Raw genomic sequence first — 14,002 nt, forward strand, 5'->3', positions numbered from 1 at the left:
AAAGGCTTTTTTATATGGACAATACGATTCTTGGGAGGAGATTGGAATGACAGTTAAAGTAAAGGCAGAACCCGAGTCAAGGCTAAGCGGCGCCCAAACTCTGATTCATGCCTTGAAGCAAGAAAAAGTAGAAGTCATTTTCGGTTATCCTGGCGGGGCGGTTTTACCGATCTATGATGCGTTATATCAAAACCCGATCAAACATGTACTTGCTAGACATGAACAAGGAGCCATCCACGCTGCAGAAGGGTATGCAAGGGTTTCCGGTAATCCGGGTGTCGTCATAGCAACTTCAGGACCCGGAGCGACCAATCTGGTTACAGGGATTACAGATGCGATGATGGATTCACTTCCCCTCGTTATTTTTACAGGGCAGGTCGCATCAGGAGTCATTGGTACAGATGCTTTTCAAGAGGCGGACGTAATGGGGATCACGATGCCGATTACAAAACACAACTACCAAGTACGTGATTTACAAGATATCCCTAGAATTGTGAAGGAAGCTTTTCATATTGCAACGACTGGTCGACCAGGGCCAGTACTCGTCGATATCCCTAAGGATATATCAGCTTCGAGTGCTCCGGTGACGTTTGATGAATCCTTTCATCTTCCCGGTTTTCAGCCAACCGAAAATCCAAATATACTTCAAATAAAAAAGCTGAATGAAGCGATCGGATCAGCAAAAAAACCAGTTATTTTAGCAGGTGCAGGTGTATTACATGCAAAAGCATCCGAACAGTTGCGGGAAGTCGCGGAAGTTAAGAAAATACCGGTCGTTCATACACTGCTTGGGTTAGGTGGCTTTCCTGCAGATCATCCATTGTTTCTTGGAATGGGTGGGATGCATGGAGGTTATGCGGCAAACATGAGTTTATATGAATGTGATTTGCTCATAAATATTGGAGCACGGTTCGATGACAGATTGACTGGAAATTTAAAAACGTTCGCTCCAAATGCAAAAGTGGCGCATATCGACATCGACCCTGCTGAAATCGGTAAGAACGTCCGAACGCAAATTCCGATTACGGCGGATGCAAAGGCTGCTCTTCGGAAGCTTTTAGAAGAAAAAGGTGCAAGTTCAGAATGTGAAGAATGGCTCGCTCATCTCCGCAAATACAAAGAAAAGTATCCTTATTGGCATAACGATGTGAAGGGTTCAATTTCCCCTCAGGAATTGATTGAAATGATTCATTTGATGACAGAAGGGGATTCGATCATCACGACGGACGTTGGTCAGCATCAAATGTGGGCAGCTCAATATTACACCTTCAATGAACCGCATAAGTGGGTTACATCAGGCGGGCTGGGAACGATGGGATTCGGGTTCCCAGCAGCAATCGGAGCTCAATTAGCACGGCCGGAGACCAGGGTTATCAGCGTTGTTGGTGACGGTGGATTCCAAATGACATCCCAGGAGCTGATCCTCTTGAACGAAATGGACCTTCCGATCAAGATCGTCATCGTCAACAACGGTTCACTTGGGATGGTAAGGCAATGGCAAGAGACGTTTTATGAAAAGCGCTACTCCCAATCGCTTCTTACTAATCAACCTGATTTTGTGAAACTTGCGGAATCTTATGGTGTAAAAGGCTATAAGGTTTCTTCACCTAAAGAGGCGAAGAGCGTTTTATCCCAAGTTCTGAATGATAGCGACCCAGTACTTATCGATTGCCGGGTATGCCAGACCGAAAATGTTTTTCCGATGGTCGCGCCTGGGGCAGGACTTCACGAGATGATCGGGGTGACACCATGAAAAAGAGGATTGTAACTGCAACAGTATTCAACCACACTGGTGTCCTCAATCGAGTGACAGGCCTTTTTACGAAACGGCAATTCAATATTGAAAGTATCACTGTTGGGCACACAGAGACAGAAGGTGTATCCAAAATGACCTTTGTCGTTTCTGAAGAGGATGATCAGCAAATCGAACAGTTGATCAAACAGCTGAACAAACAAATTGATGTCCTGAAAGTATCGGATATTACAGGTCAAGCAATCGTCGCAAGAGAGCTTGCCCTTATCAAGGTACTAAGCAACGGCCAAACCCGAGCTGAAATCAACGGTATCGTAGAGCCCTTCCGTGCAACGATCATCGATATATGCAGAGATAGTGTCACCGTCCAAGTAACCGGGGATGCCGAAAAAATCGAGGCGATGATCGATCTATTGAAGCCTTATGGAATCAAAGAGATTACTCGAACAGGTTTGACCGCATTCGCAAGAGGATCCCAAAAGTCAGTTACTGATTTTAAGAAATACTCGCTATTAACATAACAGTGAGGTAGTTCAAGAAGTCCAGAGTCTTTTTGAACCTTAAATAAAAATGAAAAGGATGATGGAAATGGTAACAGTTTTTTATAACGGAGATGTGCAGGAAGATGTATTGAAAGGACGTAAGGTTGCTGTCGTAGGTTACGGATCACAAGGTCATGCACATGCGCAAAACTTGAGGGACAGCGGCTATGAAGTTGTCGTAGGGCTACGGAAAGGGAAGTCTTGGGAAAAGGCTGTACAGGATGGGTTTTCAGTAAAATCAGTAAGAGATGCGAGTGAAGAAGCTGATGTCATCATGATTTTATTGCCAGACGAATTACAGACTTCCGTTTACAAAAGTGAAATTGAGCCTGCGCTGAAGCGAGGAAAGGCATTAGCATTTGCACACGGATTCAATGTTCACTTTCATCAAGTAGTCCCTCCAGAAGATGTGGATGTTTTTCTTGTAGCACCAAAAGGTCCGGGACACCTTGTAAGGAGAACCTTTGAAAACGGCGCTGGAGTTCCTGCCCTTTTCGCAGTACATCAAGATGTGACAGGAGAAGCAGAAAAGCTTGCTTTATCGTATGCAAAAGGAATCGGTGCAGGTCGTGCCGGAATGTTAGGAACGACCTTCCAGGAGGAAACAGAAACGGATCTATTCGGGGAACAAGCGGTACTATGCGGTGGACTGACCTCCTTAGTCAAAGCAGGTTTCGAGACGTTAGTGGAAGCAGGTTATCAGCCTGAACTCGCCTATTTCGAGTGTTTACATGAACTGAAGCTCATTGTTGACCTTATGTATGAAGGCGGCCTTGAAGGGATGAGGTACTCCGTATCCGATACCGCCAAATGGGGGGATTTCGTTTCAGGCCCACGTGTTGTAAATGAGGAAACGAAGGCAAGGATGAAGGAAGTACTGGAGGATATCCAATCCGGTAAATTTGCTAAGGGGTGGATTTTGGAAAATCAAGCCAACCGCCCGGAATTCAATGCCGGGAATCAGCGTGAGAAGAACCATGAAATTGAAGTGGTCGGAAGAAAACTACGAGAATTGATGCCGTTCATTAAAAAGGATCAAAAAAAGGAAGTGGTGGCGAGTGCGCAAAATTGAAGTCTTTGACACGACCCTCAGGGACGGAGAACAGTCAGCTGGCGTAAATTTGAATACCCTTGAAAAAGTGGAGATCGCAAGGCAGTTGGAACGTCTCGGTGTCGACATCATGGAAGCTGGCTTTCCGGCAGCGTCAAAGGGAGATTTGCAGGCGGTGAAAATGATTGCTGAGACGATCAAAAACAGTTCTGTCACCGGCCTTGCGCGTGCGAATGAAAAAGACATTGATGCCGCTTGGGAGGCGCTGAAAGGGACAAGTGAGCCAAGGCTGCATGTGTTTCTTGCAACGTCACCGATCCATATGACGTATAAGTTGAAAATGACGACGGACCAAGTATTGGATACAGCGGTCGCTGCTGTAAAGTATGCAAAGAAAACCTTCGCTCATGTCCAGTGGTCGGCTGAAGATGCGTGCAGGTCCGACAAGCAGTTTTTGGTCCGGATCATTACAGAAGTCATCAAGGCGGGGGCAACGGTCATTAATCTTCCTGACACTGTTGGTTATCGTGCACCAGAGGAATACGGATCTCTGTTTCGCTTCATTAAGGAGAACGTACCGAATATCGAAGGGGTGAAGCTCTCAGCCCATTGTCATAACGATTTGGGAATGGCGACCGCCAATACATTAGCTGCGATTGAAAATGGCGCTGATCAGATCGAAGGGACTATCAATGCTATCGGGGAACGAGCAGGAAATACAGGACTTGAAGAAATCGCCGTTGCTCTCCATATCCGAAATGATTTTTATCAGGCTAACACAGGACTGAAGCTGGATGAAATCAAGCGCACGAGCAATCTCGTCAGCAAGCTTACAGGGATGATCGTACCTAGTAATAAATCAGTCGTAGGAAATAATGCTTTCGCCCATGAATCAGGTATCCACCAGGATGGCGTATTGAAGCAGAAAACAACATACGAAATCATTACACCTGAACTTATTGGTGTCACATCGAATCGGCTGGTTCTTGGAAAGCATTCGGGTCGTCATGCATTTAAAAATAAAGCAGTGGAAATCGGATTTGAACTTACCGATCAAAAATTGAATCAAGCATTCACAACCTTCAAGGATCTTGCAGATAAGAAAAAAGAGGTGACGGAAGATGACATTTTCGCCATCCTCACCAATACGCAAACTGAAGCAAAAGATGTAAAAGAGTATGAATTGAAGAGTTTGCAAGTCCAGTATGGAATGGACAATATACCGACCGCCACAATTGCAGTTGTAAAGCCTGATGGAGAATACCTTCAGGAAGCAGCTACAGGGTCAGGCAGCGTAGAAGCAATCTATAACACTATTGAAAAACTGGTTGAAGGATCTGCCGTACTCCTGGATTATAAGATTCATTCCGTTGGAGGAGGAAGAGATGCGCTCGCGGAGGTATTCGTCCAAGTCAAATACAACGAGATTGAATCGAGTGGACGGGGTACCGCTCAGGATGTACTGGAGGCATCGGCAAGAGCTTATATAAACGGAGTGAACAGGGTACGGTCATCCCATGAACTTAAAACAAAAAAAGTGACAGTGTAACTTACTGACGAGACCAATCAATCATGAAAAATGGAGGGGTTATGATGAAAAGGAAAGTGGCAGTACTACCTGGAGATGGAATCGGGCAAGAAGTTATGAATGGAGCCCTCGCTGTCTTAAAAGCCGTCGGTGACCAATTTGGACATCAATTTGAAGTCATTCAAGGGGATATTGGTGGTGTTGCCATAGATTCTCATGGCACTCCTCTTCCTAAGCAAACACTGGAACTTTGTAAAGAATGTGATGCCGTATTATTAGGAGCCGTGGGCGGACCGAAGTGGAAGGATGTTCCCGTTCAACTCCGTCCGGAAAAAGGGTTGCTTGGCATTAGGAAAGAACTAGGGTTATTTGCGAATCTACGCCCTATCTCAACGTTCAAAAGCTTACTAGATGCGTCACCTCTTAAAAGGAATGTCGTTCAAGGTGTCGATTTCGTCATTGTACGAGAGCTTACGGGAGGCCTTTACTTCGGAAAACCAAGTGAAAGAAGGGGAGAAAATAAAGAAGTTGCCGTCGATACCCTTCATTATGAAAGAAGTGAAATTGAAAAGGTCGTTCATAAGGCATTTCAATTAGCATCAAATCGAAGAAAAAAGCTGACATCCGTCGATAAAGCGAATGTGTTGGAATCAAGCAGGCTTTGGAGGGAGGTCGTCGATGAAATTTCCGGCGATTATCCAGATGTAGAGGTCGAGCACCTGTTAGTCGATGCAGCCGCCATGAAAATCGTTTATCAGCCGACGCAGTTTGATGTGATTGTTACCGAGAATATGTTCGGTGACATCTTAAGTGATGAAGCTTCCATGCTGACCGGCTCACTCGGAATGCTGCCTTCTGCTAGTTTACGAGAGGATCACTTTGGATTATACGAACCTGTACACGGTTCGGCTCCTGACATTGCCGGTGAGGATAAAGCGAATCCAATGGCGATGATGTTATCGGTCGCAATGATGCTGAAGCACTCTTTCGGTTTAAAGGAAGAAGCTGAAATGGTGGAAAAAGCGGTTCAAGAAGTACTTGATACGGGCTACCGTACAGATGACCTAAAAGAACTTGGAAGCGGAACGATTGTTGGGACGGAAGCAATGAGCCAGCTCGTGGTCGAGCAAATCGAACCAAATCACGCCATGTCATCAATCTTGTCAACCTATTTGTAAGTGTCCTTGATGGTGGTTCCTGGATCAAAGGGGTTGTTTTCCGATCCGGGTATCGCCAATTATCAAAATAAGTGAGGGAAGTTAACTTGAGGCCAAAGAATATTGTTGAAAAGTTGTGGGATGATCATGTTGTTTACAAGGAAAACGGAAAACCGGACTTGTTATATATCGATCTTCATCTTGTTCACGAAGTCACTTCGCCACAAGCGTTTGAAGGGCTAAGATTGAAAGATCGAATTGTCAGGAGACCTGATCTTACCTTTGCGACGATGGACCATAATGTTCCTACTGATAATCGAGAACTCATTGAGGATCAGGTAGCGAAGACGCAGATGACGAAGCTGCAGGAAAATTGTGAGGAGTTTGAGATAGAGCTTGCAGATATCCATCACCCTGATCAAGGGATCGTCCACGTCATTGGGCCAGAACTCGGACTTACCCAGCCTGGAAAAACAATCGTATGCGGAGATAGCCATACTTCTACACACGGGGCATTCGGGGCACTGGCATTCGGCATCGGGACAAGTGAGGTTGAGCACGTACTAGCTACTCAAACGCTTTGGCAATCAAAACCGAAAACATTACAAATCAACGTCAGAGGGACACTTGGATTCGGTGTTACCGCAAAAGACCTCATCCTAGCAATCATAGCTAAATTCGGAGTCGGTGCAGGTGCAGGATATGTGATCGAATTCACTGGAGAAGCGATTCGGAAGCTATCGATGGAAGAACGCATGACGGTTTGCAACATGTCGATTGAGGCAGGTGCTCGTGCAGGAATCATAAGTCCTGATGAAGTGACTTTCGAATACTTGAAAGGTAAACGTCATGTGCCGGATGGTGAGGGTTTTCAGAAAGCTGTTTCGAAATGGAAACAATTCATATCCGATGAAGGAGCGGCTTATGACTTGACTCTTAACATGGATGGTTCAGAAGTAGAACCACAAGTGACGTGGGGGACGAATCCTTCCATGGGAATCAGCATCAGTGATCAGGTTCCCTCACCGGAACAATTTGAAAAAAAGTCAGAACAAGAAGCTGTTCAAAGGGCTTTGACCTATATGGGTCTTGAAGCAGGAATGAAAATAGCTGATGTTCCGATTGATTATGTATTTATCGGGTCTTGTACAAATTCACGGTTAAGTGATCTGAGAGCAGCTGCCGAGGTTGTGAAAGGGAAAAAAGTCCATCACAATGTAACAGCTCTTGTCGTTCCTGGGTCCAAGTCGGTCAAGACCAAAGCTGAGAAAGAAGGGCTGCATCAGATTTTTGAAAAAGCAGGCTTCCAATGGAGAGAATCAGGCTGCAGCATGTGTCTGGCAATGAATAATGACATCGTCCCGCCAGGAAAACGTTGTGCCTCTACCTCCAATCGGAATTTTGAAGGCAGGCAAGGGAACGGAGCTAGAACCCATCTAGTGAGCCCCATAATGGCAGCAGCTGCAGCGGTTACAGGTAGCTTTACCGATGTCCGTAAAATCATGCCTGTCTATCATTAAAGGAAGGAGGAGGAATCATGCCAGAAACCTGTCAATTTAGTGGATTGGTCTTTCCGTTGGACCGCGATAATGTAGATACGGATCAAATCATCCCGAAACAATTCTTGAAAAAAATCGACCGTCAGGGATTTGGGAAATTCCTTTTTTATCATTGGAGATTCAATGATGATGGTACGATCAAGGAAGACTTCCTTCTTAATGATAAAAAATACGAAGGGGCCTCTGTATTAGTCGGCGGAAAAAACTTCGGCTGCGGATCTTCCAGGGAGCATGCCCCATGGTCATTGCTTGATTTCGGCTTCCGAGTCGTCATCGCACCGAGCTTTGCTGATATTTTTTATAACAATTGCTTGAAGAACGGCATTCTTCCAATCAGATTGGAACATTCGGATATTGAAGCCTTGCAGGAAAAAGCGGCACGTTCACACTACAAGCTTTCGGTGAATTTAGAAGAGCAGTTTGTGAGTGATGAAGAAGGGTTCTATTCGAAATTTATATTTGATCCTTATTGGAAACAGATGCTTATGAATGGGTGGGATGAAATTTCAATAACCCTGGCCCACGAAGACGAGATCAAACAATATGAATCATTACGATAGGAGTGAGGAGCGTTGGGAATTGCTTAACTGGAAAAGACATTGTCTTAGCAGCAGAAAATCTGATGCATACCGTCCATAGAACACCTTTGAAACAATCATCGACATTAAATCGCATCACAGGAATGCAGGTGTTCTTGAAAATGGAAAACCTTCAAAGAACCGGTTCCTTTAAATTACGTGGCGCCTTAAACAAAATTTGTTCTCTTAGTGATGATGAGACATCACAAGGGATTATCTGTGCATCAGCCGGCAATCATGCTCAAGGTGTTGCATTAGCTGCGTCCGAAAGGGGGATTCGCGCGAGAATCTTCATGCCTGAGAGGACCCCTCTGGCTAAGATTGAGGCTACTCGAACTTATGGAGCTGAAATCATCCTTACTGGAGAAACCTATCAAGAGGCTTTTTTGGCAGCACAGGAGGATATGGTTTCTACGGGATCCATCTTCGTCCATGCCTTTGATGATATAAAGGTGATTGCCGGTCAGGGTACGATCGCACTTGAAATGATACAGCAATACCACGACTTAGAGGCAATCGTTGTCCCGGTTGGAGGCGGGGGGCTGATTTCCGGCATTGCCCTCGCTGTCAAAGCCTTCAACCCGAGTGTTAAGGTTATCGGTGTCCAGGCGAAGGGTGCTCCTGCCACATTCAATCTTTTCACAGGAAAAAATACTAGTGGATTGAACCGTGTTCACAGCATTGCTGATGGAATTCTTGTAAAAAAACCTGGGAAGCTCACGTATCCGATCATTGAGAAATTTGTAGACGATATGGTTACCGTAAATGATGAGGAGATTGCATATGCAATCCTGTTCATGCTTCAAAGGGAAAAGACACTGATAGAAGGTGCAGGGGCAGCAGCGGTTGCTTCAATACTTTTTAAAAAGGTCCAGTTTCATAGCATGAAGGTGGGATGTATCGTCAGCGGAGGCAATGTCGACGTCAACCAGCTCCCGCTTTATAATAAATTGACTAATCGAGTGAAATCAGTCGATCGGGTCGTATAAAAAATGAAGGAGGACTGAGAAGAGGAATTTCCTCTTCATCAGTCCTTTTTGGCGCTTGGATTTTTGAACGACTAAACTGAATTCATGCATCCTCATTTATTTTATTTTTTACACGTTAAGAAGTATAAAAATCCTTTTTATAGTATAAGTGCAAATAAGGTTCACCTTCGCTAAAACTGCCTTTGCCAAGTTTTCTTTAGATTCCATTATGATTTTCAACAAAAATGAGATAAACTATCACCATAAGAAAGCTTATCCAAGGTAGTGAAAGGAGCTTGTCCATGAAAGACGAGTTCGATTTTATAGACAGCATTACACCTAAGAAAAGTTTTCAGCCGACCCTTATTAGAGGAATTGGAGACGATGCAGCACTCATCCGATCGGAAGCCGGCCAAAATGATATACTTTGTGTGGATACGATGGTTGAATCGATTCACTTTAACCGGAAAACGATGAATCCCTATCAAATTGGTTACAAAGCGCTTGCGGTAAACGTCAGTGATATCGCCGCGATGGGTGGAGCACCAACCTTTTACCTTGTGTCTATTGCCATTCCTTCTAGCTGGAGTGAGGAAGAGCTTCAGGAAATCTATAAAGGTATGGACGGGCTTGCACAACAGCATGAAATGGACCTTATCGGCGGGGATACGGTTTCCACCAAAGGTCCACTCGTCATATCGGTTACCGTTCATGGCCGAGTTCAAAGTGATCGACAGCTGTTACGAGAAAATGCTCGTCCCGGAGATATCGTTTTTGTCACAGGTCCGCTCGGTTTGTCAGCAGCAGGCTTACATCTTTTACTTGAAAATGATCAGTTCGAAGCTACTCGACAAAAAGAACTTCTGAAAGCACACCAAATGCCTGATCCACAGGTAAAAGCAGGCTTGCTTCTCGCAGAAAGTGGATTTAGAATTGCATTAAATGACATTAGTGACGGGATCGCAAGTGAAGCATGGGAAATTGCAGATGCAAGTCAAGTACATATCACGCTTGATTACGATCAAGTTCCGAAGCACCCAGAATTAAAGCATTTTTCAGCACAACAGACTGAGGAATGGATTCTGTATGGGGGAGAGGATTTTCAACTCGTCGGAACAGTTTCTGAGTCGAACTGGCTCCCGTTGAAAAGGTTGTTTGATCAACATCAAAAGCCACTATACAACATTGGAACGGTTGAAACAGGTGAGGCCGGGGTTTCTCTTTTTAAAAATGGGGATAGTCTGCGTCTTAGTAAAAAAGGGTACAATCATTTTAAAGGTAATTCAAAAAGTTAACCAAGGGCACATGTACCTGCGTCTACTAGAATACTCTTGGTTGTAAGCTTCCTCGGTACAACTCGTAGCATTTGTGCAGGTACCGCTCGTTGATAAGCGGCGAATTTCTGTGTTCCTTGAAAAAGAAGTTCACTTTTCCTTCGTGCGAGGTACCGCTTCCGTAGGTTATTCTTGTACTCGGTTTTTCCGGTCCTCATGTATTACAAGGTGGTATAAGATATTATCGAGGAAAAATCATTGTGCACCTGCGTCTGCAAGATTATGCGACCGAAGAAAGCTTCCTCGGTGCAAGGCAGCAATGATGTGTTTTAAGTTAGTAGCCTTCCTCAAAACTGTCGTGCCTAGGGCTCACACGACGTGAGTCAGTTCGATGTTGTTTCAGGATGTGTAACGTATTTAGTCGAACTTCTTATAAGAAACTCTAATTCGTCCACTTTTTGAACAAAATTTTATACAGGACTAAAACAGGTGATGCACCGTGGAAAACTATCAATTTTATACGAATGATGCTAAAAAGACAGAGCAATTCGCAGCTATGTTGGCAGAGTTTTTACAAGCTGGAGATGTGATTACCCTTGAAGGGGACCTCGGTGCTGGTAAAACGACATTTACGAAGGGTCTTGCGAAAGGCTTACAGATCAACCGTGTCGTTAAAAGCCCAACCTTTACAATTATCCGCGAATATAAGGGACGTCTGCCCTTATACCATATGGACGTGTATCGATTGCAAGAGAGTGGTGAAGATCTCGGCTTTGACGAATACTTCGATGGAGAAGGTGTCACCGTCGTTGAATGGGCTCACATCATTGAGGATTTTTTACCGTCAGATCGACTCGAAATTACGATTCATCGTCGAGGAGAAGAGGAACGGGAACTGACTCTTGAACCAAAAGGAGAACGGTTCAAAAAGATTTGTAAGGAGCTTAACATATGAAAGCATTAGCGTTAGATACGTCCAATCTCGTCATGGGAGTTTCCGTTATTGTGGACGGGCGAATCGTAGGAGAACTGACGACGAATATGAAAAAGAACCACTCCGTCCGCTTAATGCCTGCGATCGAAGAACTTTTAAAAGAGGTAGATATTGAGCCAAAAGAGCTGGATCGTATCATTGTGGCAAAAGGGCCAGGGTCTTATACGGGAGTGCGGATTGGCGTCACTGTTGCCAAAACACTTGCCTGGTCACTCAATATCCCCATTACGGGTGTATCGAGCCTAGAGGTTTTGGCACGGAACGGGAAGTATTTCGACGGGCTCGTTTGTCCTCTTTTCGATGGGAGGCGTGGTCAAATTTATACAGGACTTTACGGAAATGTTGGCAATACGTTTCAACTCGTTCAAGAAGAGCGTATCATCCAACTAACAGATTGGTTAACGATGTTGCGTGAAGATTCTAAACAAGTTCTTTTTCTCGGAAACGATTTAGACATACACCGTAACACGATTGAAGAGGAATTAGAGGAACGAGCCGTTTTCGGACAGGTGGCAGACCATAATCCAAGAGCGTCTGAATTAGCATCACTTGGCCTGGCTCGAGAGGGAGAAGATCCTCATACATTTACACCAAGCTATTTGCGGCTAGCGGAAGCAGAAGCGAAGTGGCTCGAGAACCAGAAGAAGTAGGTGCCCATCATGGTAGAAAACATAACCTTTCGGGTGATGACCCTAGAAGATTTGGAAGCTATTTTGAAAATTGAACATACGTCCTTCCCGAATCCATGGAGCCGTACTGCTTTTTATAATGAGGTTGTGAACAATCAGTTTGCCACTTATCTCTTATTGGAAATTGATGGACAGGTTATCGGATATTGTGGAATCTGGATCATTATTGACGAGGCGCACATAACGAATATCGCGATTCTTCCGGAATATCGCGGGAAAAATTATGGAGAGGCGTTGTTTCGAAAAGCGATTGACGAAGCACGTAGGCATGGTGCGAAGACAATGACGCTGGAAGTCCGGCTTAGCAATCGTGTGGCACAGAACATGTACCGGAAATTCGGTTTTGAGAACGGTGGAATTCGGAAAAATTATTATACAGATAACGGGGAAGATGCGTTAGTAATGTGGGTGAATTTATAAATGGAACAATCAGATGAACTGATACTTGGAATTGAAACGAGCTGTGATGAAACGGCTGCGGCCATTGTGAAAAATGGAACGGAGCTTATTGCGAATGTCGTTTCCTCACAAATCGAGAGTCATAAACGATTCGGCGGTGTCGTACCTGAGATTGCGTCGCGCCATCATGTCGAACAGATCACGATCGTCATCGAGGAAGCATTACGTCAGGGGAACGTTTGCTTTGAAGACCTTTCAGCGATTGCAGTCACTGAAGGACCTGGACTTGTCGGAGCGCTTTTGATCGGTGTAAATGCTGCGAAGGCGATTGCACTTGCTCATAACCTTCCGCTCGTTGCGGTGCATCATATTGCGGGACACATTTATGCGAACCGGCTTGAGGAACCGATGGAGTTTCCACTATTAGCGTTGGTCGTTTCAGGAGGACATACTGAGCTGATTTTGATGAACGAGCACGGGTCCTTTGAAATCATCGGTGAAACTCGAGATGATGCGGCAGGTGAGGCGTATGATAAAGTGGCGCGAACACTGAACCTTCCTTATCCCGGTGGACCGCATATCGATAAAATGGCTGCTGAAGGGGAGCCGACGATCGATCTACCGCGGGCATGGTTGGAGGCGGATTCTTATGATTTCAGCTTCAGCGGGCTGAAGTCAGCAGTCATCAATACGTTGCACAATAAGAAGCAGCGTGGTGAAGAAATCAACCCGAATGACCTAGCCGCAAGCTTTCAGGAAAGTGTAATCGATGTGTTGGTTGAAAAAACATACCGGGCGGCAGAAGCGTATGGAGTGAAGCAGGTGGTTGTTGCAGGTGGAGTAGCTGCAAATAAAGGCCTACGCGGGCGACTTCAAGAAAAGTTCGACGGATCGGGCATCCCCTTATTGATTCCACCGCTCTGGTTGTGTACCGACAACGCGGCAATGATTGCGGCAGCCGGATCGATTGAGTATCAAAAAGGAAAGCGTGCGACTATGAAACTGAATGGAAATCCAGGACTTGATTTAGAAGATTTTTAATTAAAAAGACTGCCTCTGCCGTAAACGGGAAGGCAGTCTTTTCTTCTGTATCATATGAAATAGTGTTTTTTGTATAGGTGTATTCCAAAAAGTAATACCAAAATTCTTTTCATAATGTCTCCTAGTAATCAAACTCTTAATTTCCAATTATAGCAAGTACTTCTTTTAACGGTTTTCTAAACTGCATATATCGGTTGAACTGCCTAAAGAGTTTAGGGCTTTTGTACGAAAAGTTATTCTATGGTTAATGTGGAAAAAAGTAATCCACAGCCTGTGAACAATGTGGATAATGTATTAAGAACATGAAAAAATAACATCTTTCATTGTGGACATAAAAATGTGGATAAAGTAGGATGTTTTTGTGGATAGTGTGGATAAATAGTACTAAAAACGATAAAAACACCGTCGAATCTGTGCATAACCCTGTGGATACTGTGTATATGTTGAAAATTTAAAAAAGGAATGACGC

General features: G+C 44.6%; 13 protein-coding genes. All 13 read left to right on the top strand.

Annotation, left to right across the window (positions count from 1 at the left end):
- Positions 1-46 precede the first annotated feature (46 nt).
- A complete protein-coding gene (ilvB, locus tag MOJ78_RS01800) occupies positions 47-1,753 on the top strand; it encodes an acetolactate synthase large subunit (RefSeq protein WP_304981160.1) in 1,707 nt (568 codons plus the stop codon).
- Positions 1,750-2,274, top strand: coding sequence for an acetolactate synthase small subunit (ilvN, locus tag MOJ78_RS01805; protein ID WP_304979522.1), 525 nt, complete (start codon positions 1,750-1,752; stop codon positions 2,272-2,274). The genes ilvB and ilvN overlap by 4 nt, the downstream gene beginning before the upstream one ends.
- Before the next feature lie 67 nt (positions 2,275-2,341).
- On the top strand, positions 2,342-3,367 hold the full coding sequence (gene ilvC, locus MOJ78_RS01810) for a ketol-acid reductoisomerase (protein WP_304979523.1): 1,026 nt from the start codon (positions 2,342-2,344) through the stop codon (positions 3,365-3,367).
- Positions 3,354-4,895 (top strand): 2-isopropylmalate synthase, encoded by a 1,542-nt coding sequence (locus MOJ78_RS01815; RefSeq protein WP_304979524.1) that lies wholly within the window; start codon positions 3,354-3,356, stop codon positions 4,893-4,895. The genes ilvC and MOJ78_RS01815 overlap by 14 nt, the downstream gene beginning before the upstream one ends.
- Positions 4,896-4,939: 44 nt before the next feature.
- On the top strand, positions 4,940-6,052 hold the full coding sequence (leuB, locus tag MOJ78_RS01820; RefSeq protein ID WP_304979525.1) for a 3-isopropylmalate dehydrogenase: 1,113 nt from the start codon (positions 4,940-4,942) through the stop codon (positions 6,050-6,052).
- A gap of 86 nt (positions 6,053-6,138) precedes the next feature.
- Positions 6,139-7,551 (top strand): 3-isopropylmalate dehydratase large subunit, encoded by a 1,413-nt coding sequence (leuC, locus tag MOJ78_RS01825; protein ID WP_304979526.1) that lies wholly within the window; start codon positions 6,139-6,141, stop codon positions 7,549-7,551.
- A 17-nt stretch (positions 7,552-7,568) separates the two neighbouring features.
- Positions 7,569-8,150 carry a 3-isopropylmalate dehydratase small subunit gene (gene leuD / locus MOJ78_RS01830; RefSeq protein WP_304979527.1) on the top strand — a complete coding sequence of 194 codons (582 nt, stop codon included), beginning with the start codon at positions 7,569-7,571 and terminating at the stop codon, positions 8,148-8,150.
- 62 nt (positions 8,151-8,212) lie between these two features.
- On the top strand, positions 8,213-9,157 hold the full coding sequence (ilvA, locus tag MOJ78_RS01835) for a threonine ammonia-lyase (RefSeq protein WP_304979528.1): 945 nt from the start codon (positions 8,213-8,215) through the stop codon (positions 9,155-9,157).
- Between the two features lie 281 nt (positions 9,158-9,438).
- On the top strand, positions 9,439-10,431 hold the full coding sequence (gene thiL / locus MOJ78_RS01840; RefSeq protein WP_304979529.1) for a thiamine-phosphate kinase: 993 nt from the start codon (positions 9,439-9,441) through the stop codon (positions 10,429-10,431).
- A gap of 478 nt (positions 10,432-10,909) precedes the next feature.
- Complete coding sequence (gene tsaE, locus MOJ78_RS01845) at positions 10,910-11,365, top strand: tRNA (adenosine(37)-N6)-threonylcarbamoyltransferase complex ATPase subunit type 1 TsaE (RefSeq protein ID WP_304979530.1); 456 nt, start codon at positions 10,910-10,912, stop codon at positions 11,363-11,365.
- The gene (gene tsaB, locus MOJ78_RS01850) at positions 11,362-12,054 is read left to right on the top strand and encodes a tRNA (adenosine(37)-N6)-threonylcarbamoyltransferase complex dimerization subunit type 1 TsaB (protein ID WP_304979531.1); all 693 of its coding nucleotides are present in this window, start codon (positions 11,362-11,364) and stop codon (positions 12,052-12,054) included. The genes tsaE and tsaB overlap by 4 nt, the downstream gene beginning before the upstream one ends.
- A 9-nt stretch (positions 12,055-12,063) precedes the next feature.
- Complete coding sequence (gene rimI / locus MOJ78_RS01855; RefSeq protein WP_304979532.1) at positions 12,064-12,513, top strand: ribosomal protein S18-alanine N-acetyltransferase; 450 nt, start codon at positions 12,064-12,066, stop codon at positions 12,511-12,513.
- Complete coding sequence (gene tsaD / locus MOJ78_RS01860) at positions 12,514-13,533, top strand: tRNA (adenosine(37)-N6)-threonylcarbamoyltransferase complex transferase subunit TsaD (protein ID WP_304979533.1); 1,020 nt, start codon at positions 12,514-12,516, stop codon at positions 13,531-13,533.
- Positions 13,534-14,002 lie beyond the last annotated feature (469 nt).

Origin of the sequence: Alkalihalobacillus sp. AL-G (assembly GCF_030643805.1) — a bacterium.
In the GTDB taxonomy this organism is placed as follows: domain Bacteria; phylum Bacillota; class Bacilli; order Bacillales; family Fictibacillaceae; genus Pseudalkalibacillus.